This is a genomic window from Yersinia fenwicki, from assembly GCF_043099325.1.
Classification (GTDB): domain Bacteria; phylum Pseudomonadota; class Gammaproteobacteria; order Enterobacterales; family Enterobacteriaceae; genus Yersinia.
The window spans coordinates 2,180,741-2,202,352 of the sequence record NZ_CP170755.1 but is presented as its reverse complement, the minus strand read 5'-3'; the positions used below and the strand labels follow the sequence as shown (position 1 = coordinate 2,202,352).

Below are 21,612 nucleotides of genomic sequence, written 5' to 3'. Positions count from 1 at the left end.
CGTACCTCTCGGTGCGCCCTTCTACTTTATAGCGACCATAGTTTGCTTTATATGAAACGGCCTGCACATTGGTATTACTATCGCGCCATGCTGCGCAGGCTGATGATTGCCATCATGCTGGGCATCATTTCTGCATTAATTGTCTGGTTGTTCCATCAAGCCATGTTGGGGCTTGAGTGGTTATTATTTACCCGAACCGACGGCAGCCTGGTTGCGGCCGCATCTTCTATTAGTGGCTGGCGACGTGCATTAACCCCCGCATTAGGAGGATTGGCAGCGGGCTCATTATTGTGGGTGTATCAGCGTTATCAACATCGAAAACCCAGTGCCCCCACCGATTATATGGAAGCCATTGAAACAGGTGATGGCCGATTAGACATTTCTGCCAGCTTGGTCAAATCGCTGGCTTCGTTGCTGGTGGTATCCAGCGGCAGTGCCATTGGCCGTGAAGGTGCCATGGTGCTGTTGGCGGCATTGTTCGCTTCTGTATTTGCTCAGCACTACGCAAACCCTAAAGAGTGGAAACTGTGGGTCGCCTGTGGTGCCGCTGCCGGTATGGCCAGCGCCTACCATGCACCACTGGCCGGTAGTTTATTTATTGCGGAGATTCTATTCGGTACATTAATGTTGGCTTCCCTCGGGCCAGTCGTGATTGCTGCTGTCAGTGCATTGCTCACCACCAACCTGTTGCATGGAGGGCAAGAAACGCTGTATCAAGTACAAACGCTGCCATCCCCGTGGCCGATACAATATCTCCTAATGGCACTATTGGGATTATTCGCCGGTTTCTGTGGTCCACTGTTCCTTAAAGGTATGACAGCCAGTGGGCATGCATTTCGTTCCCTGAACTTATCACCACCACTCCAATTAGCGCTAGGTGGGATGATTGTCGGGCTATTATCGCTCATTTTCCCTGAGGTATGGGGCAATGGCTACAGTGTGGTGCAATCATTATTGACCGCCCCGCCGGGAATTTTGTTGATTGGCGGTATTTTGGTTTGTAAGTTGTTGGCGGTACTGGCCAGTAGTGGTTCGGGTGCTCCTGGTGGAGTATTTACGCCAACACTGTTTGTTGGTGCGGCGTTGGGAATGTTATGCGGTCAGATATTTGCCTGGTGGCCCATGTTGGGTGACAATATTGCTTTATTAATGGCATTAACGGGTATGGCGACATTGCTGGCCGCGACCACTCACGCACCTATTATGTCTGCGCTAATGGTGTGCGAAATGACAGGAGCCTATACCCTGCTGCCAGGGCTACTATTATCCTGTGTTATTTCGACAACAATAGCCCGTTGGTTACGCCCTATTTCGGTATATCACTCACGCTAAATTAAAGTTTGATGGATATTTTACTTGGCTATTGCAGTGAGATCTAAATACTTTGCTAGCGGCTTTTGTTCTGCATGGGGCAGATAAGGTAGTTGCCCTAATTGTGGTGCAGGTAAACGTTCGCGTAACATTGCAATAGTTTCAGCGTAATGTGCTAATCCTGGATTAATACGATTGGCAACCCATCCTAATAATGGCAATCCATCATTGAGAATGGCTTGAGCCGTTAATAAGGCATGATTAATACAACCTAATTTAATGCCAACCACCAAAATAACCGGTAACTGCTCTTGAATCACCCAGTCAGAATAAAAACGTTGGTCATTCATCATCACTTTCCAGCCACCGCAACCCTCGACGACAACCGTATCGGCTTTCGTTGATAATAGCTGCAGTCCTTCCGTCATTTTATTGTAACTAATCAGGGTGTCGGAGCAGGCATGAATAACATCCCCGACTAATGGGTATGGGTTAACATCCTGATAATCCACTTCAATAGAGGATGAAGCTTGTAAAATCAGTGCATCTTGGTTGCGTAATCCATCGGGAGTTTCTTTACTCTCCGTCGCTACTGGCTTATAGCCAACAGCTGTTCTGCCATTTTGGCTTAAGGCCTGAAGTAAGGCCCGTGACACTACGGTTTTACCAACAGCAGTGTCGGTACCCGTCACAAAAACACGCGTTAACATAACAATACTCCGCAATCTGGCCACTTCGACTCACGTCTTTCCGCCTAATATTAGCGAAATTGGTAACATGGATAAAAGTCTAGGCGATGCCAACAACAGACAGCTTGCGTTAGCGCAATGTTTTGCCGAACTGAGAGAGGTTTTTAACGAATAGCGCTCAATAATATGGGGAATATACTCAATATACCTACTAATAATTAACTCTTAATTATTAGTAACACTCTATCCTTGCAGTAATTTCACCAATAAAGAGCCATTATATAATGCTTCTTTTACCAGAGCAGCTCCTGGCATTGTCCCCTGATTAAAAAATGCCGTTGGCTCAACTAAAATATGCTCGCTATAAGCAGGTAGAGCTTGTTGGCGAATACAAGATGCAATGGCGGGATGCAGAATAGAAGCCGCTTTATTTAATGGCGAACCGACTAGAATCTTTTCCGGATTAAATAAATTGACCATAATAGCAATAATGCGCCCGACACTGTGGCCAACACCCAGAATAATATCTTTAGCTAATTGATCACCGGCCAACGCCGCATTACATAAAGACTCAACCGTGAGTGGTGAGCCATGTAATAACGAGCTCATTGAACCATTTAATCGCTGTTGGACAATTTCCAGCATATTCTCAATACTGGCAACCGTCTCCAGACAACCATGATTACCGCAATAACAACGTTTTCCATAAGGGTCAACTTGAGTGTGGCCAATTTCAACCACACTGCGGCTGCCTGCATGTAATACCCTGCCCGCGGTAATAACCCCTGCACCGACATTATGGTCAATCACGACTTGAATCACATTCTGACAGCCACGCGATGCGCCATACAAGGCCTCTGCCATCGTCCAGGCGCAAATATCATGTTGCAGATAAACAGGTAACCCCGTTCGCTGCTCCAATGCCGGGCCAAGTAGCATCTCATCCACTTTATAAAATGGCATTTTATGCACAATGCCCGCAGGTGCATCGATGATACCGGGCATGGTAATAGCGATAGCCGTCAGCCTTTCAAGTTTTTCCTGATGCCGGATAAAGAATTGATCGACTTCGCTGAGAATGCGATTGAGTAAGGGCTCTGAATGGCTATCCGGTAACGGAATTTGATCTTCAACCACCAGTTTACTGCTGAGGTCGCGCAGCGCGAGAGTTATCGAACCTCGGCTGATCCGCCCGGAGACATAATGCCAAGCCTCAGTATCCAGAACCAAACCAATTGCTGGTCGTCCACGACTACCAACATCTTGATATTCGGTTTCTTTTACCAAGTGAGCTTCAACTAATTCCCGCACAATCTTGGTGATGCTGGCGGGGGCCAGTTGCGCCCTCTTAGACAGTTCAATACGGGATATCGGGCCGAACAAATCAATCAGCCGATAAACGGCCCCTGCATTGGTCTGCTTGATTTGATCAATATGCCCAGGCTGTCCATCCGTTATCACTAAACCGGCTCCTTCTCTGTCACCGAGTATTTTTCGCGCTTCTAAATAAAGATTATCGGCTATGTTGGGGCTTTTAGCATATGGCGTCAACTATTTGATTAGTTATGTGATTTACTGCACATAATCAACGATGCCCTCTGACTATGCGCTGATTATTTAGACGAATAAAGAGCAAAAATTAGTCACCAATGTTATTTAACCTTAGCAATCAAAAATACCTTTATGCTTCATCAATTGGGCTATCAGCCACCATTAGGCGGATCAATGCTTCCGCCGGCGCGGTCACTGGGCGATGTTTATGATTCACTAACCACACCTCAGTTGTCGCACTGCTTTCTGCTAACGGTAAGTATTTCACCCCATCCACTTTTACCCGAGTGAATGACGCCGGTAAAATAGAAACACCTAAACCGGCGGATACCAGTCCGACAATGGTCATCGCCTCCCCGACTTCTTGCGTGATATAGGGAGTGATCCCAGCACGGGCCAGCAGTGTAAGGATCTCATCATAAAGCGCAGTACCCACCTCACGAGCAAAGAAAACAAAAGGTTGATCGGCCAACGAACTAAATTTGACGCTGCCAGGAGGTAAAGCGGCTAACGGACTTTCTTCGTGGACTACCGCAACTAAAGGCTCGCGTAACAATAGGCGATATTGCAACGCATCAGGCAAGCGAGTATTGCGCATCACACCAAGATCAAGATGACCATCCAACAAAGGTGCAATCTGCTGCTTGGTATTCACTTCCTGCATTTTAATATGAACGTGCGGGTGCAACTGGCGAAAAGCGCGCAAATTCTTTGATACGGTGCTGATAAACGGTGCCGACGAGGTAAAACCGATGGTTAACTCTCCCGATTCCCCACGATGCAAACGCGCTGCTTTCTCAGCGGCCGAGCTGACCTGCGCCAGAATTTGGTAAGCCTCCTTTAAAAACAATACACCGGCCTGCGTCAGACTGACGTTACGGTTATTGCGGGCAAATAACCTGGCCCCGATTTGCTCTTCCAATATCCGGATTTGTTGGCTCAGCGGGGGCTGAGAAATCCGCAAACGCTCTGCTGCGCGCCCGAAATGCAACTCTTCCGCCACCGCGATGAAATAGCGTAAATGCCTGAGTTCAATACTCATTCAACTCCAGTGATATTTTTAAAGTCTTATTATGAATAATTAATATATTAGACAAAAAACTCTGCTATTTCTATCATCCCTTTATTACGCCGAACCAGGATTGAGCCCGCGCTCTTACGGCGAACAAACTGTATTGATTGTACTTGTTTTTATTGTGTTAATGATAAGGAAATACCGTGACCACCTCTTTGCGCACTCCGGATACCGCAGTGTCGAACCTCGCCGCAAATGACGATGCAACTGCTACCACACCTAAAACCACTCGTTTAACTAAACGCCCTTATATTCAACGCGGTACACCTGAATTTATTCGCGTCACCCTGGCTTTCTTTTCAGCCGGATTAGCGACCTTCGCCCTACTTTATTGCGTGCAGCCAATTCTGCCATTGTTATCACAAGACTTTAATATCTCACCGGCGAGCAGCAGCTTATCGCTTTCAACTGCCACCGGGATGCTAGCTTTTGGCCTGATGTTTACTGGACCACTTTCTGATGCTATTGGCCGTAAATCCGTTATGGTAGTGGCATTGATGCTGGCCGCTATCTGCACCTTGATTTGTTCTTTTATGACCAGTTGGCATGGGATTTTGCTGATGAGAGCTTTGATTGGCTTGTCCCTTAGCGGTGTTGCTGCCGTAGCGATGACCTATCTCAGTGAAGAAATTCACCCCAGTTTTGTTGCGCTCTCGATGGGACTTTATATCAGCGGGAACTCGATTGGTGGGATGAGTGGTCGTTTGATTACCGGGGTGTTGAGTGATTTCTTTTCCTGGCGCATCGCTCTGGCGGTAATAGGTATATTTGCTTTGGCTGCCGCTTGTATGTTCTGGCGTATTCTTCCGGCCTCTAAACACTTTCGTCCCACGTTATTACGGCCCAGAACGCTAATGATCAATTTCAAACTGCACTGGCGTGATTCTGGCTTACCATTGCTGTTCGCTGAGGGTTTTTTAATCATGGGCAGCTTTGTCACTTTATTCAATTATATTGGTTATCGCTTGCTGGCACAGCCTTATTATCTCAGCCAAGCGGTAGTGGGATTATTATCGATAGTTTATCTGACCGGCTCGTATAGCTCCCCCAAAGCTGGTGCCTTAACCGCTCGCTATGGCCGGGGGCCAATATTAATGGCTGCAATAGGTATGATGCTGATTGGTGTCATTATTACCGGTTTCTCTCCAGTAATAACAATCTTTATTGGCATGATGGTATTTACTGCCGGTTTCTTTGCCGCGCACTCTGTTGCCAGCAGTTGGATTGGCCGTCGCGCACGCCGCGCTAAAGCCCAAGCATCTTCACTTTATCTATTTTGTTATTACGCAGGTTCGAGTGTTGCAGGAACATTAGGCGGTATTTTCTGGCTTAATCTAGGTTGGGCCGGTGTTGTCACATTTATCACCACCCTATTGTTACTCGCATTGTATGTTGGCGAACAGCTACGGAAATTGCCGGAAGCGGCCAAAATTTAATCTTAAATGAGGTAAAGCCGATTGGATGCCAAATTACAATTTGACGTCCTCTCTGCTATGTACCTATTATTAAGGGGAGCTTAACGACCCTAAGTGATTGTTGCTTGAGATATAAATTAAATATCTAATGTATTAAGGGATTTATTACGAGATATTTCCTTAATTTATGTAATGTCAGGAGAAAATATGACAAACCACTTCCTCACGCTTTGGGACATACTCGCAACAACATTTTCCATTTTCTTTTTCATCGCATACTTGCTGATTCTGTTTCAGGTCATTTCCGACCTTTTCAGAGACCATGAATTAAGTGGATTTTATAAAGCGATTTGGATTCTGTTTTTACTCTTCATCCCACTGCTGACGTCTTTGGTATACCTTATCACACGAGGCAAAGGTATGGCTCAGCGCTATCGAGCCTCGGTACAAAAATCAGTATCCGAAACTAATGAGTATATCCGTCACGTTGCGGGTAAATCGCCAGCAGAGCAGATTGCTGACGCGAAAAAATTATTAGATGAAGGGACTATTACTGAAAGTGAATACCAGCAATTAAAATCGAAAGCACTGTCCTGATATTTTGATCCATCACTATAGTCAACACATCTACAACATTGAAAATGTGTTGACTATAAAGGCTAAATGTCACTTTTCCTGCCATTTAGCCTTTTTTATTTCTGAAATAAAACGATAAAAATAATAGGCAGTGGTGCTCCGCAATCTCACCCCTTATAATCGTGTTCTATGCTTATAGTACTTGCGAGACTCAGGAATGAAACACTCTTCGTTACGGCGTTCGCTATTATTGGCCGGTATTACCCTGCCCTTAGTCAATTTTGCGCTGCCAACCTGGGCCGCTGCGATTACCGGATCATTAGACAAGCAATTGGCTGCACTTGAGCATAGTGCTAACGGTCGTTTAGGCATTGCGATGATTAATACCGGCAGTGGCACCAAAATTTTGTATCGTGGAGCTCAACGTTTTCCATTATGTAGCACTTTTAAGTTTATGCTGGCCGCTGCTGTATTAGATCAAAGCCAGTCTCAGCCAAATTTGCTCAATAAGCCTATAAATTACCATGAGAGCGATTTGTTATCATATGCCCCCATAACGCGTAAAAATCATGCGCATGGCATGACCATCTCTGAGTTATGTGCGGCCACCATTCAATATAGTGATAACACTGCTGCGAATTTATTAATTAAAGAGTTGGGTGGTTTAGAGGCTGTTAATCAGTTTGCTCGTAGCATTGGCGATCAGATGTTCAGATTAGATCGCTGGGAGCCTGATTTAAATACCGCACTACCTAATGACCCACGAGATACCACCACTCCTGCGGCTATGGCAGCGAGTATGTATAAATTGGTGCTGGGTGATGCATTGCGCCCTGCTCAACGAAGTCAACTCGCTGCATGGTTGAAAGGAAACACTACCGGGGATGTTACAATCCGTGCGGGCACTCCTACTGATTGGATTATCGGTGATAAAACGGGGAGTGGCGATTACGGAACCACCAATGATATTGCGGTGCTCTGGCCGACTAAAGGCGCGCCGATTGTTGTAGTCGTCTATTTCACGCAACGTGAAAAAGACGCGAAGCCACGCCGCGATATATTGGTCTCTGCGACTAAAATAATTTTGTCGCAAATATCCTGATTTCTTGGGCACGTGTCGTCATCCGCCTTTTAACCGCTACAGATGTTTTTAACGATTTGGTAAATACCCCATGACTAATGGCAACTCGGGGCTTTCAGATGCATGGTTTTACTGATATAATTTAATGTATGTTGTAACTAAAATAAGCTCAATTTAAAATACGATGAACAAATATGATCTGATAGAGCGGTTGAATAACCGTTTTACCATGTTGGAAACCGGATTGCAGGAGCTCCACCAGCAGCTCGAGGATTTACCTTTACTCGCTGCCCGCGTCTTTTCCTTACCTGAAATAGAGAAAGGGACAGAACATCAACCCCTTATGCATATCCCCGTGAGTGCAACAGTGGGAACAGCGGCTAGAGATTTGGCTATACAACATTATCAGCGACTGTTTATTCACCACCAAGGTCAGAATATTAGCAGCAAAGCAGCCCTCCGCCTCCCAGGGGTGCTTTGTTTTTCGGTGACAGAAAGCCAATTAACCACTTGTAAAAAAAGTATTCAACACATTAATCAATTAAAAACCGAACTGGAACATATCATTACCGTTGAATCTGGCTTGCCGAGTGAGCAACGTTTCGAGTTTGTTCACACCCATCTACATGGGTTGATCACGCTAAATACTTATCGCACCATTACGCCATTGATAAATCCCAGTTCGGTTCGCTTTGGTTGGGCGAATAAACATATTATTAAGAATGTCACACGTGAAGACGTCCTGGCGCAGTTAAATAAAAGCCTAAATGCAGGCCGTGCTGTTCCCCCCTTTACCCGTGAACAATGGGTGAATTTGATTAGCCAAGAAATTAATGACGTGAAGCAACTGCCTGAAAAAGCACGCTTAAAAATAAAGCGTCCAGTAAAAGTACAACCTATTGCGCGAGTTTGGTATCAAGAAGAGCAGAAACAAATTCAACACCCCTGCCCTGTGCCTTTGATTGCATTTTGCCACCTTCAATCGGCAGTCGGATTACCTAAATTAGGCGAATTAACTGATTATGATGCCAATCAGATTAAACATAAATATAAACCAGATGCCAAACCATTACAGTTATTGGTACCCAGATTGCATTTATATGTCGAAATTTAGGTAAAAAGTCTACGCTAACTACTTATTTCCATAAAAATTGTAAAATTACGGTTCTTCTGGCGATTTTCATGAATAAGCAACGCAATCACCAGAAGAAATTAACACCCTCACGTAGAACCTTTTTAGGTACGTAGTGACTTAAACCTGAAGCATGGCAATACTCAATCAAATCTTTCAAAGAGTGACATCCCACTTTGTCATAAATAAATCTAAGCCGATTTTCAATTGTTCTATTGGATAAGAATAGTTTTTCTGCTATTTCTTTTGCAGTCATTTTTTGAATTGCATAAAATATAATATCAAGTTCTTTTTCTGAAAAATTATCTACCGGCGGAGTTAGTGTAATGACTGAGGGTTTTAAACTTTTAAAAAAATCACATACAGAAATAAAATTAAACTTTTTACCAAAAAAAACAGTCCCTAACACATCGCCATTTTGATTATAAATAGGAAATTTTGGGAAATACCAGGGTGAAAGAATCTTTTCGCGTCCAAAAGGCGAAGTTACAATGATCTCTGCACCCTCTCGGCTTTGCTCTGCCTGTCTATCGTGAGCCTTAAAGTCATCACTATACTCAGACCAAGAACATGGCATTTCCTCATCTAAGCGCCCTTCAAAATCAAAGTCGGGCTGAATATCAAACAAATCAAGACAAGATTCATTTAAATAGACAAATTTGGATTCATTATCTTTTATCGCCCAAGGAATACGAGCTTTTTCCATTATGGAAATGAGCGATATTTCACTGAGTGAATTAACAGTTAAACCACATTCGTCTGGAGGACTACTTTTTTTACCTTCCATAAAATAAACTCCTGCCGAGTCAAAATAACACCTTCATAAATACAAACCACATTATCCATAGCCACCTGGTGGTTCACATATAAACAGAATCAATCAACATAATCATTCACGAAAACAAAGAGCCAGTTAATTTAAAATACATCTTAGATATATATAAATCAAAGAAGCAGGTATTATTCTATGCTAAAAAAGAAAAAAGACACTACCTAAATAAGATGATTTATTCTTTTTTAATATCCTCACCCCAATCAATTTTAATTATCACACTTATTACATTCTGATATTCTAATTCAGCCGAACTATCCTCCCTAACAGCGCTGGAAACATATACCAACGCTGCAAGAGAGTGAGAATGGCGATTACTTCATACTGCCAACCATATCTTCTGGTCTAACCCATTCATCGAACTGCTCATCAGTAACATAACCTAGCTCTAGAGCCGCCGCCTTGAGGGTCAGCCCCTCTTTATGGGCTTTCTTCGCAATTTCTGCCGCTTTATCATAACCAATATGAGTATTTAGCGCAGTAACCAACATTAGCGATTCATTCAGTAGCTGAGTGATGCGGTCACGATTAGGTTCAATACCCACCGCGCAATGCTCATTAAAACCGCGCATACCGTCGGCGAGCAGACGAATAGATTGCAGGAAGTTATGAATCACCAGTGGACGAAATACGTTCAGTTCAAAGTTACCAGATGCCCCGCCAATATTGATTGCCACATCATTACCCATCACCTGCGCACATAACATCGTCATCGCTTCACATTGTGTCGGATTGACTTTACCCGGCATGATAGAACTGCCTGGTTCATTCTCAGGAATAGCGATCTCGCCAATACCACTGCGGGGGCCAGAGGATAACCAGCGCACATCATTAGCAATTTTCATCAATGAGGCCGCTAACCCTTTCAATGCGCCGTGACCATGCACTAATGCATCGCAAGTGGCTAATGCCTCAAATTTATTCGGCGCGGTGACAAATGGTTGCTGGGCTAATGCTGCAATCTCATTGGCGACGCGCACCGCATATTCAGGATGAGTATTCAGCCCCGTCCCAACGGCAGTACCGCCCAACGCTAGCTCACACAGATGAGGAATAGTGGCTTCAATATGTTGTACGTTGTGCGCCAACATCGCCACCCAGCCGGAAATTTCCTGCCCCAGCGTCAGTGGCGTAGCGTCTTGTAAATGTGTCCGGCCAATCTTAACGATGTCACGAAAAGATTCGGCTTTATCAGCAAGAGTCTGTTGCAATACTTTCAGCTCTGGCAACAGATGCTCTCTTAACCCAATAACTGCGGCAACATGCATTGCGGTTGGGAATACATCATTTGAACTTTGGCTTTTATTCACATCATCATTAGGGTGAACCAGGCGATCATTACCTCGCTCGCCCCCTAGCAATTCACTGGCTCGGTTTGCCAGCACCTCATTCATATTCATATTGGTTTGCGTGCCAGAACCGGTTTGCCAAATTGAAAGTGGGAACTCGCTCGCATGTTCGCCATTCAAGACCTCTTCAGCCGCACGCATAATCGCTTTTGCCCGCTCAGCGGGGAGCAACCCCAGATCCATATTGACCTGAGCAGCGGCACGTTTAGTCAATGCCAGCGCATGAATCAGTGCCGTTGGCATCTTCTCTTGTGAAATACGAAAGTGCTCTAGTGAGCGCTGGGTTTGTGCGCCCCATAATTGACTGGCCGGTACATCAATAGGCCCCATTGAGTCCTTTTCACTGCGGGTGGTCACCATCACTGTCTCCTTAGCATATGAATAGAAGGTTGTAGTATGACAGGTATATGATGGCATATTTATCACCACCTTTATGCGATTGATTCGCATTTCTATCATTTAGTTATTCCTGCCAACAAGACGAATTGCATTACCACTTGCAACCCCTATTGTCCCATTGTTTACTAAGGGACGATTTTTATCAGGGCGATGAATGTCGCCAGATACAACGGCAGATGGCCTATATGCAAAAAATGAAGAATGCAGTACAAAACTACGCCTGGGGCAGTACCAATGCGCTTACCGAGCTTTACGGCATAGCCAATCCGCAAAGCAAACCTATGGCTGAGTTATGGATGGGCGCTCATCCCAAAAGCAGTTCTGAAGTTGCGGATGCCAGTGGCCAATGGCATTCATTGCGCGATGTCATTGAGAGAAACCCTGATGCCACTTTAGGTGACGACGTTTTTAAACGTTTTGGTGAATTGCCATTCTTATTCAAAGTGCTATGCGCTGCCCAACCATTATCGATTCAGGTGCATCCAAGTAAGGCTGCGGCAGAAATTGGCTTTGCCAAAGAGAATCAGGCCGGTATCCCGCTGGATGCCGCCGAGCGAAATTATAAAGATGCAAACCATAAGCCTGAGTTGGTTTATGCCCTAACACCTTTCCAGGCCATGAATGGTTTCCGTACTTTGGATAATATTGCGACCCTGCTCCAGCCATTAGCCTCCGCTCATCCGGATATCGCGGCGTTTTTACGCGCCCCTGATACCGAACATTTAGCCATCTTATTTGCCAGTTTGCTGAGTATGGCGGGCGATGAGAAAACGCGTGCTTTGGGGATATTGAAAGCGGCGCTGAATAATCAATTGGGTGAGCCGTGGGATACTATTCGCAGTATTTCGCGTTTCTATCCGGATGACAGTGGTTTGTTCTCTCCGTTGCTGCTTAATGTGGTTACCCTACAACCGGGTGAAGCCATGTTCTTGTATGCTGAAACTCCTCATGCCTATCTTAATGGCGTGGCATTGGAGGTAATGGCAAATTCGGATAACGTATTACGCGCGGGGCTGACCCCTAAGTTCATCGATATTCCTGAATTAATGGCTAACCTGCAATTTATTCCGAAACCTGCGGCTACCCTGCTCACCACTCCTCAACAGCAAGGCAACGAGTTGGTATTCCCCATCCCTGTCGAGGATTTTGCTTTTTCACTGCATACATTAACGTCAGACCCACAAGAATTGGCGCAAAACAGTGCGGCCATTGTATTTTGTGTTCAAGGTGAGGCGATATTGAAAAAACAACAGCAAGAAATTACCTTGCATCCCGGTGAGTCCTGTTTCATTCCGGCTAATGAATCGCCAATCACTGCTCATGGAATAGGCTCAATTGCCCGCGTTTATAACGCAGGATGAACGAAGTGACTTATTTTGTTGTCTATTGCTGGCCTTTTGATGCTGCGCTGGTTAAATTTCACCAGCGCAATAAGTCATTATCTTCGCAATAATATTTGTGTACGGTTAATCTAGGCCTATATTAATTTGGGGGATGCTGTTTTTGTGTATCTCTTTGGTGTTATTTAACTTGCAACTCATTACCGCGTTCAACAGTGAATTTGGTGTATTAGAAAAGGATGAACAGAACAATGAAAAAATCGTTAGTGGCTGTCAGCGTCATAGTCGTACTTGGCGCAGCATGGACTGGGGCCTCATGGTATACCGGCAAATTGATTGAACAGCGTATGGGCGAATTGGTTAATAACGCCAATGAGCAGATCAGAACCTTGCTGCCGAAAGCCGGTGTGAAGTTCGCTTATAAAGATTACCAACGTGGCCTTTTCAGCAGCCAGGTTCGCTATGTGTTGCAAGCCGATAGCAGCGTTGCGGGTGAAAAAGCCTTGAAAGATGGCGATGAGGTTGCCTTCATCGAGACTATTGATCACGGTCCTTTCCCATTAGCGCAGTTGAAAAAATTCAATCTGATCCCAAGCATGGCGTCGGTACATACTGAACTTGCTAATACCCCAGCATTGAAAAAACTGTTTGAAGTCACTAAAGGCCAATCACCGTTTACTGCGGATTCACGCATTTCATACAGCGGTGATACCTCCTCTGCCATTACATTCATTCCTATTGATTATCAGCAGAACACCACCAGCATGAAATTCTCTGGTGCAAAAATTGATGCTGATGTCTCCCGCGACCTGCGTGATGTGAAAATGAGTGGCTCGAGTGATAGCCTGATTTTCGCCAGCAAAAATCAGTGGGATCAAGTTGAGAAATTTAGTCTGCAAGGTTTGGTTATTAAAAGTGATACCAATATCGGCAAATTTGATCTCAGCATTGGCTCCCAACTCCTGGGGATCAAGCAAATTGGCCTCAGCATTGATGGTAAAGATACCGCGACATTAGTGGGCTTTAACCTGAATACGCAATTGGGCGAAACCGATAAAGACTTGAACGGCAAGCTGACTTACACCCTGGACGCATTAAAAATTCAGGATAATGACTTCGGCTCCGGTAAATTAGCCTTCGCTTTCGACAAACTTGACGGTCAAAGCTTGAAGCAGTTTACCAATGCCTATAATCAGCAAGTGCTGAAAGCCGTTCAGGCGGGTGAAAACCTCGATCCCGTTGCTTATCAAGAGCAAATGACCGAGATACTGATTGCTAACCTTCCGGCTTTACTGAAAGGTAACCCAACCATAAGCATTGCACCACTGAGCTGGAAAAATGCCAAAGGCGAAAGTACCTTCACTCTGAATATCGCACTGACTGATCCTGCACAAACCAAAGCCGGCAGTGAGCCGATGCTGGCGCAATCAGTGAAAAAAGTCGACGCAACATTGACCATCCCAATGGCTATGGCAACGGAGCTGACAACCCAGGCCGCTCGACTGCAAGGCTATAATCCAGAAGAAGCACAAAAACTGGCGCAGCAGCAAGTCCAAGGTATTGCGGCCATGGGTCAGATGTTTAAACTGACTACCACTAAAGATGATGTGATTAGCAGCAGCTTCCACTTTGCTGATAATCAAGTCGATTTGAATGGTCAGAAGATGTCATTGCAAGAATTCGTTGGCCTGTTTGGCATGTTCGGTGGTGTACCTGCAGAAGAAGGTACCGGTACTGAATCTGAAGATGCGCCCGTCGCACCAGCAGCACCAGCACCAGCAGCACCAGCACCAGCACCAGCACCAGCACAATAAATATAAGATGTTTAAATCATAAGAAACGGGGCCTGATGGCTCCGTTTTTTTATTCAAAGAGGTCTAGATTATGGAAGATAAACCAACATTAGGGCCAGATCCTCAGTGTAAGCACCCGATGACGGGGTTTCCTCAAGTATGCTTTATCAAAAACACCACACAGAATCCGAATATTATTATTGGTGATTATACCTACTATGACGATCCGCAAGATTCTGAAAACTTTGAACGTAACGTACTTTATCACTACCCCTTTATTGGCGATAAACTGATTATCGGCAAATTCTGTGCATTAGCTCATGGTGTGAAGTTCATTATGAATGGTGCCAACCACAAAATTTCTGGGTTATCGACTTATCCATTCAATATTTTTGGTAACGGCTGGGAAAGAGTCGCGCCGTCCAGGGAGGAGCTACCTTATAAAGGCGATACTCATATCGGAAACGATGTGTGGATTGGCTATGACGTATTGATTATGCCGGGTGTCACCATTGGCAATGGGGCGATTATTTCATCACGCTCAGTGGTCACGCGCGATGTCCCAGCTTATAGTGTGGTCGGCGGTAATCCTGCAACACTGATTAAAAATCGCTTTTCAGCCGAGGTTATCTGCAAGCTACAAACCATTGCCTGGTGGGATTGGCCAATAGACGCGATCACTCGCAATCTACACTTGATTACTGCCGGTGATATTGAGGCATTAGCACGAGCAGCCAGCAAAATTGATCACGCCTAATCAGGCTGATCCTCGGCGGATCAACACCGGCGGTAATATGACGCTTTGTAGTTGTAAATCTACCCCGGCCATACGCTGAAGTAACCGCTGCCCGGCACTGTAGCCAATCTCCCGGGCAGAACTGGTGATAAAGGTCAATGGTGGCTCAGTAAGCTCTGCTGCTGGCACATCACCAAAACCGATTAACGCAACCTGCTGATCCAGGTAAGTATCTACCCCCGCACTGCCAATCGTCCTGCCCGTGCGTAAAATACCAAAATAGGCGCCTAATGCGATGGACGCCTGATGACAGACAATAGCGCTGACATTCGGGTGATGCCGCAACAGCTCTTCTGCTGCATCTGCCGCAGCTTGTTGCTGACCATCACATTCGACCACCCATTCCGAACGAAACGGTAGCCCATATTGCACTAAAGTGGCACAAAAGCCCCCGAGCCGTTCAGCTCGCGTCAGCGAGTGTGAATGTCCACCAAGATAGGCAATTTGCCGATGGCCACGACTAATCAGAAACTCGGTTGCCATTTTAGCGGCTTGCATATTATCAGGACGCACCACATCGACGCCGTCCAGCACATTGGAACGGGCAGCACAAATCAGTGGAATATCATGCTCAGCAGCCTTTTCTCGTAGCCCCATTTCCCGCTTGGCTCCGCCGCCCAACACCAAGCCATCGACACCTTGATCGATAAGCGTGTCGAAACAACGCAATAATCCTTTGCCGTCTCGGCCACTTTGCGTCAAGAACAACAATTTGCCTTCAGCCTCAATGGCCTCACTTAAGCCGGCCGTCATTTCCGCATAAAAAGGATCGCTAATATCACGCACAATCAAGCCAATGACACCTGACTCCCCGCCACGTAACTGTGCCGCCTGGCGATTACGTACATAACCTAATTGTTCTATTGCCTGATTGACCCGATCTGCTGTCGCCAGAGAGATACGCCCTTTGCCACTGATCGCTAACGAAACTGTCGCCACAGAGACGCCAGCAAATTTAGCGACATCAGTGATTGTCGTTTTTTTAATTGTCATGCCAAAAAATAAGCCAAGTTAAACGTTTAATCCATGATGACCCAGTATACCCAAATATTTGGAGTTACAGGTAGGCGGCCAGCAAGCGAATCCCGATGTGCTTACATAAGTAAGTGATTCGGATGAGTGCACGCAGCTAACAACCCTGCGGCTTCAAATGTGAGGGTATACAAAAGTAGGATCAGTAATTGTGACTTATCACTCATATTATCTGGGTTAAACGTTTTATCTTATTTTACCTCCAGACAGGGAGGCGAAATAGTCGCCATTGTCCATCAATCGTTTAACATCAGGTGTATCAGTCCAGGAGTCACTATGTCAGCGGCAAAAAAACAAAAAATTACGCTGTGGGAGTTTTTCCAGAGTTTAGGGAAAACCTTCATGCTACCGGTCGCCTTGCTCTCCTTCTGCGGGATCATGCTGGGTATCGGCAGTTCGCTTAGCAGTAAAGATGTCATCACCTTATTACCCTTTATTGGTCATCCGGCCTTCCAGCTATTGTTTACCTGGATGAGTAAGATTGGCTCATTTGCCTTTAGCTTCTTACCGATCATGTTCGCCATCGCGATCCCCCTGGGTATGGCGCGTGAAAATAAAGGCGTAGCAGCATTCTCCGGTTTCGTTGGTTTCGCCGTACTGAATCTGGCAACTAATTTTTACCTGACCACCAGCGGCGTGTTACCGACAACTGACCCCCTGGTGCTGAAAACACATAACATTCAGAATATATTAGGCATCCAGTCTATCGATACCGGTATTTTGGGTGCGGTGATTGTCGGGATCATTGTTTATTTACTACATGAACGCTTCAATACCATTCGCTTACCTGATGCATTAGCCTTCTTTGGTGGTACCCGTTTCGTGCCGATTGTCACTACCGTGGTACTCGGGTTAGTCGGTTTGTTGATCCCGCTGATCTGGCCTTGGTTTGCGGCGGGCATCAATGGCTTAGGCCGTTTGATTAATGGCGCAGGTCTGTTCGGGCCGATGATTTTCGGTAGCGGCGAGCGCTTATTACTGCCATTCGGCCTGCATCATATCTTAGTGGCATTAATCCGCTTCACCGAAGCTGGCGGCACTATGGATGTGTGCGGTCATAGTGTTAGCGGCGCTTTAACTATTTTCCAGGCGCAATTATCTTGCCCTACTACCACCGGTTTCTCTGAAAGTGCCACTCGCTTCCTGTCGCAAGGTAAAATGCCCGCGTTCCTCGGCGGCCTGCCAGGTGCAGCGCTGGCAATGTATCATTGTGCTAAGCCAGAAAATCGCCATAAAATTAAAGGGTTGTTGATTTCAGGTGTCGTTGCTTGTGTTATCGGCGGCACCACTGAACCCATTGAATTCCTGTTCCTGTTTGTTGCCCCGTTCCTGTATTTGATCCATGCTATCCTGACGGGGTTGGGCTTTACTGTGATGGCGTTATTAGGTGTGACCATCGGGAATACTGACGGTAATATCATTGATTTCGTGGTATTTGGTATCCTTCATGGCACCGCGACCAAATGGTACTGGGTGCCTGTCGTTGCTGGAATCTGGTTTGTGGCTTACTACTGTATTTTCCGTTTTGCTATTCAGCACTTCAATATCAAAACGCCGGGTCGTGAGAATGAAACTACCGCCAGCAGCAATGCAGAAAAAGTAGCCAGTGGCGCTGTTAGCGGTAAATCCGGCTATAACTCGCCTGCTATCTTGGCTGCTCTGGGAGGTGCCGATAATATCGTCTCATTGGATAACTGTATTACGCGCTTACGCATGTCGGTTAAAGATATGAATTTAGTGGATAAAGAGGCATTGAAAGCCAATCGTGCCATTGGTGTCATTCAACTCAATGACCATAACCTTCAAGTTGTTATCGGCCCGCAAGTGCAATCAGTGAAAGATGAATTAGACTCACTGATAGGGAACGGTCAATTAGCCATGTCATAAGATGGTAGTTCGCTAAATACCGTTGCCTGGATATGATTTACATAGAAACTCTACCCAAAGCCATTGGAGTCGCAGGTAGGCAGCCAGTAAACTCATCCCGATGAGCTTACACAAGTAAGTGATTCGGGTGAGTGCGCGCAGCTAACAACCCTGCGGTTTCAAGGACGAAGGGGAGACTTGATAAGCGAGATGCTGATGTTTGATTTTTCCACCCCCGTCGATCGTCACGGAACCTGGTGTACCCAGTGGGACTATATTGCTGACCGCTTTGGTGCCGCGGATTTGCTACCATTCACTATCTCGGATATGGATTTCCCCACCGCTCCGGTTATTTTGCAAGCACTCAATCAGCGCATCGGACACGGTGTGTTGGGGTACAGTCGCTGGCAACATGAAGATTTTCTCGGCGCAATCCGCCACTGGTATCAGCAGCGTTTTCATTGTCATATTGATACATCAATGGCGGTCTATGGCCCGTCGGTCATCTATATGGTGGCCCAACTGATTCGCTGCTGGTCTGCACCCGGTGATTTCGTCGTCACCCACACCCCCGCTTATGATGCTTTTTACAAAGTAATCCTCGGCAATCAGCGCCAATTACTCAGCTGCCCGCTGCATAAAGTCGATAACCAGTGGCAGTGCGATATGGCACATCTGGAAGCATTACTGGCGCGCCCACAAACCAAAATATTGTTACTGTGCAGTCCGCATAATCCAACCGGTAAGGTCTGGACAGCCGAAGAACTGGCCCAAATGGCCGAGTTATGTGAGCGTCATCAGGTCAAGGTCATCAGTGATGAAATTCATATGGACATGACGTGGGACAATCATATGCATACTCCGTGGAGTCAGGTGGGTCAAACATCCTGGGCCTTACTGACCTCGGGTTCCAAGACATTTAATATTCCGGCCCTTACGGGTGCTTACGGTTTTATCAGTGATACTGAAACGCGTGAAACCTATAGCCAAATGTTAAAGGGCCGTGATGGCCTCTCTTCTCCAGCGGTTTTAGCCATCGTCGCGCACATTGCGGCCTACCGCCAGGCTGAACCCTGGTTGGACGAATTACGCAGTTATCTGCAAGCCAATCTGGCTTATGTGGCTCAGCGGTTGAATGAAGCATTTCCCACCTTAAACTGGCAACCGCCGCAGGCAACGTATTTGGCGTGGATAGATTTGCGTCCGCTGAATATTGACGATAATCAATTGCAGAACGTGCTGATCGAGCAACAGAAAGTCGCCATTATGCCTGGCTTCACTTATGGTGAAGAAGGCCGAGGCTTCCTACGCCTTAATGTGGGTTGCTCGCGCAGTAAAGTTGAAGCCGGGATAGATAAGCTCATTAATGGTATCCGGTTTTTACAACGGGAATAGCGCGTTTATGTCGGTTATAACTGGTTGTTAATCTGGCGAATAAATATAAAAATGTGGCTTCCCAGTGGAATCACCACATTCATTTATTTATAGGAAACAAGGATTTGTGCCTAGAATAACAACAATGGATTTTATAACTGCGCGTTATGGCGAATTCATTTTCATCGACTGGATTTTTCAATCGACGATCATGATTTTATTATGATTTTCTCTGAAGCTGTTATGTTAGCAGGCGGAGGAACCTCAAGTTTTTCTAACGAAGATGTAGGATTTATAATTCCTGAAAATACATATGAAATAAAATTTGATCGGGTAGAGAATTTTCATAATGACAGTTACTTCGAATTACCGACAACACAATACAGCAAGCTTAACTATAAAAGTTTAATGCGACTGGGTAGTGCTTTAAATATAGTGATAATGAATCATTATCACAGTTTTAAACCTAAGCTTTATTTATCCATAGCTGTAAATACCAGATTAAAACTACTGTATGACCGTTTATTATTAACCCATCGTGGGCTTAGCATTCTCATTGAAATCAAAAAGAATATTGGTGAAGGAGGAAGAGGATATGCAATCAAAACACCTCGATTTTATGATACTGCAGCGTAAAAAAGAAGGAATGAAACGCGCCAAAGCTGCGTTTGTAGCAGCGGAGAAAAATGGAACATTACAAGTGTTGAAACCGGCTCTCTCTCCACAGTAATACGATTTACAGGCACCTTTTGAAGAATAAAAGATGCCAAAATGAGACTCTTATCACTTTTTTATGTAACGCGGTGGATATTTTCATTGGTTTGTTTTTATAATGTTCTGCACTTATCCATAATAATCCAGTGAGTGCACACATGATCGATCCCCGCCTCCCCTTGACTGACATTCATCGCCACCTTGACGGTAATATTCGTGCGCAAACTATTTTGGATCTGGGACGTCAGTTCAATCTGTCGCTGCCTGCTGATGAGTTAGAGGCTCTGCGCCCACATGTTCAAATCACTAAGACTGAACCTGATTTAGTTAGCTTTCTACAAAAGCTGGATTGGGGCGTCGCGGTTTTAGGCTCTTTGGAAGCCTGCCGCCGTGTAGCTTATGAGAACGTGGAAGATGCCGCTAATGCAGGCTTACATTATGCCGAGTTGCGTTTCTCTCCATTCTATATGGCGATGAAACATCAGTTACCCGTCGCGGGTGTGGTAGAAGCCGTCATTGATGGTATTCAATCTGGTTGTCGTGATTTTGATATTGATATTCGTCTCATCGGTATTCTTAGCCGCACTTTTGGTGAGCAAGCCTGTCTGCAAGAACTGGATGGTTTGCTGGCACATCGGGATGCTATTACTGCGCTGGATTTGGCGGGTGATGAACTGGGTTTCCCTGGTGAGCTATTCCGCAGTCATTTTAACCGCGCCCGTGATGCCGGTTTGCGGATTACCGTCCATGCCGGTGAAGCTGCTGGCCCTGAGAGTATCTGGCAGGCTATTCGCGAGTTAGGGGCCGAGCGTATCGGTCACGGTGTTAAAGCCGTAGAAGATACCAAACTGATGGATTATTTGGCAGAGCATAATATTGGTATTGAATCCTGTCTGACATCCAATATCCAAACCAGCACCGTGTCATCACTGGCTACTCACCCATTAGCCACCTTCTTGCGCCATGGCGTATTAGCCTCTATCAATACTGATGACCCTGCAGTTCAAGGAATTGAAATTGCTAATGAGTATCATATTGCAGCACCAGCAGCGGGCCTGACACCACAAGAAATTCGCCAGGCGCAAGAAAATGGCCTGACAATGGCATTTATCAGTGAGCAAGAAAAGCAGATATTGCGCGACAAAATTCACAACTAAACAGCAGGATATCAAAACAGCGCGTATCACTAAAAAGCTCTACGCGCTTCGAGTCACTAACAAAGCCAAATGAAGGGGAAACGTGCCGTTGGGGTCGTAGTGGCGTGAGCCACCGGAGCGCCCCAAGGTA

18 protein-coding genes are annotated in these 21,612 nt (G+C 45.7%); 12 read left to right on the top strand and 6 right to left on the bottom strand.

Going from position 1 to position 21,612, the window contains the following annotated elements; translation table 11 throughout:
- Positions 1-51: 51 nt before the first annotated feature.
- Positions 52-1,332 (top strand): voltage-gated ClC-type chloride channel ClcB, encoded by a 1,281-nt coding sequence (clcB, locus tag ACF3VQ_RS10140; RefSeq protein WP_392435177.1) that lies wholly within the window; start codon positions 52-54, stop codon positions 1,330-1,332.
- A gap of 20 nt (positions 1,333-1,352) precedes the next feature.
- Here clcB and bioD read toward each other — a convergent pair whose 3' ends face one another.
- The 3 genes from bioD to ACF3VQ_RS10125 all read right to left on the bottom strand — a co-directional run bounded on the left by bioD (position 1,353) and on the right by ACF3VQ_RS10125 (position 4,593).
- Positions 1,353-2,021: a dethiobiotin synthase gene (gene bioD / locus ACF3VQ_RS10135; protein ID WP_392435175.1), complete on the bottom strand. Its 669-nt coding sequence runs from the start codon at positions 2,019-2,021 to the stop codon at positions 1,353-1,355.
- A 222-nt stretch (positions 2,022-2,243) separates the two neighbouring features.
- Positions 2,244-3,461: an ROK family transcriptional regulator Mlc gene (gene mlc / locus ACF3VQ_RS10130; RefSeq protein WP_392435173.1), complete on the bottom strand. Its 1,218-nt coding sequence runs from the start codon at positions 3,459-3,461 to the stop codon at positions 2,244-2,246.
- A gap of 220 nt (positions 3,462-3,681) precedes the next feature.
- A complete protein-coding gene (locus ACF3VQ_RS10125) occupies positions 3,682-4,593 on the bottom strand; it encodes a LysR family transcriptional regulator (protein ID WP_392435171.1) in 912 nt (303 codons plus the stop codon).
- 176 nt (positions 4,594-4,769) lie between these two features.
- Between ACF3VQ_RS10125 and ACF3VQ_RS10120 the strand changes: the two genes are divergently transcribed.
- The 4 genes from ACF3VQ_RS10120 to tus all read left to right on the top strand — a co-directional run bounded on the left by ACF3VQ_RS10120 (position 4,770) and on the right by tus (position 8,812).
- On the top strand, positions 4,770-6,062 hold the full coding sequence (locus ACF3VQ_RS10120; protein WP_392435169.1) for an MFS transporter: 1,293 nt from the start codon (positions 4,770-4,772) through the stop codon (positions 6,060-6,062).
- Between the two features lie 186 nt (positions 6,063-6,248).
- Positions 6,249-6,638 (top strand): SHOCT domain-containing protein, encoded by a 390-nt coding sequence (locus ACF3VQ_RS10115; RefSeq protein WP_392435168.1) that lies wholly within the window; start codon positions 6,249-6,251, stop codon positions 6,636-6,638.
- Positions 6,639-6,834: 196 nt separating this feature from the next.
- Complete coding sequence (blaA, locus tag ACF3VQ_RS10110) at positions 6,835-7,719, top strand: class A beta-lactamase BlaA (protein ID WP_392435166.1); 885 nt, start codon at positions 6,835-6,837, stop codon at positions 7,717-7,719.
- A gap of 163 nt (positions 7,720-7,882) precedes the next feature.
- Entirely contained in the window at positions 7,883-8,812 is a 930-nt protein-coding gene (tus, locus tag ACF3VQ_RS10105) for a DNA replication terminus site-binding protein (protein WP_392435164.1), read from the top strand.
- Between the two features lie 85 nt (positions 8,813-8,897).
- Here tus and ACF3VQ_RS10100 read toward each other — a convergent pair whose 3' ends face one another.
- Together ACF3VQ_RS10100 and fumC are read right to left on the bottom strand one after the other, a co-directional pair.
- Positions 8,898-9,617: a helix-turn-helix transcriptional regulator gene (locus tag ACF3VQ_RS10100; RefSeq protein ID WP_392435162.1), complete on the bottom strand. Its 720-nt coding sequence runs from the start codon at positions 9,615-9,617 to the stop codon at positions 8,898-8,900.
- A 359-nt stretch (positions 9,618-9,976) separates the two neighbouring features.
- Positions 9,977-11,371 (bottom strand): class II fumarate hydratase, encoded by a 1,395-nt coding sequence (gene fumC / locus ACF3VQ_RS10095; protein ID WP_392435160.1) that lies wholly within the window; start codon positions 11,369-11,371, stop codon positions 9,977-9,979.
- Positions 11,372-11,595: 224 nt separating this feature from the next.
- Between fumC and manA the strand changes: the two genes are divergently transcribed.
- The 3 genes from manA (at position 11,596) to vat(F) (ending at position 15,300) form a co-directional block, all read left to right on the top strand.
- A complete protein-coding gene (gene manA, locus ACF3VQ_RS10090; RefSeq protein WP_392435158.1) occupies positions 11,596-12,771 on the top strand; it encodes a mannose-6-phosphate isomerase in 1,176 nt (391 codons plus the stop codon).
- Positions 12,772-13,001: 230 nt separating this feature from the next.
- Positions 13,002-14,564: a YdgA family protein gene (locus ACF3VQ_RS10085; RefSeq protein ID WP_392435156.1), complete on the top strand. Its 1,563-nt coding sequence runs from the start codon at positions 13,002-13,004 to the stop codon at positions 14,562-14,564.
- Positions 14,565-14,634: 70 nt separating this feature from the next.
- Positions 14,635-15,300 (top strand): streptogramin A O-acetyltransferase Vat(F), encoded by a 666-nt coding sequence (gene vat(F) / locus ACF3VQ_RS10080; RefSeq protein ID WP_392435154.1) that lies wholly within the window; start codon positions 14,635-14,637, stop codon positions 15,298-15,300.
- Here vat(F) and malI read toward each other — a convergent pair whose 3' ends face one another.
- Positions 15,301-16,332, bottom strand: coding sequence for a Mal regulon transcriptional regulator MalI (malI, locus tag ACF3VQ_RS10075; protein ID WP_392435152.1), 1,032 nt, complete (start codon positions 16,330-16,332; stop codon positions 15,301-15,303).
- 315 nt (positions 16,333-16,647) lie between these two features.
- On the opposite strand from malI, the gene malX reads away from it, so the two are divergent.
- From malX to add, 4 genes are all read left to right on the top strand, one after another.
- Positions 16,648-18,258: a maltose/glucose-specific PTS transporter subunit IIBC gene (malX, locus tag ACF3VQ_RS10070; RefSeq protein WP_392435150.1), complete on the top strand. Its 1,611-nt coding sequence runs from the start codon at positions 16,648-16,650 to the stop codon at positions 18,256-18,258.
- Between the two features lie 195 nt (positions 18,259-18,453).
- A complete protein-coding gene (locus ACF3VQ_RS10065; protein ID WP_392435148.1) occupies positions 18,454-19,632 on the top strand; it encodes a MalY/PatB family protein in 1,179 nt (392 codons plus the stop codon).
- A gap of 201 nt (positions 19,633-19,833) precedes the next feature.
- The gene (locus ACF3VQ_RS10060; RefSeq protein WP_392435146.1) at positions 19,834-20,247 is read left to right on the top strand and encodes a hypothetical protein; all 414 of its coding nucleotides are present in this window, start codon (positions 19,834-19,836) and stop codon (positions 20,245-20,247) included.
- Positions 20,248-20,483: 236 nt separating this feature from the next.
- Positions 20,484-21,482: an adenosine deaminase gene (gene add / locus ACF3VQ_RS10055; RefSeq protein ID WP_392435145.1), complete on the top strand. Its 999-nt coding sequence runs from the start codon at positions 20,484-20,486 to the stop codon at positions 21,480-21,482.
- Positions 21,483-21,612: the final 130 nt, after the last annotated feature.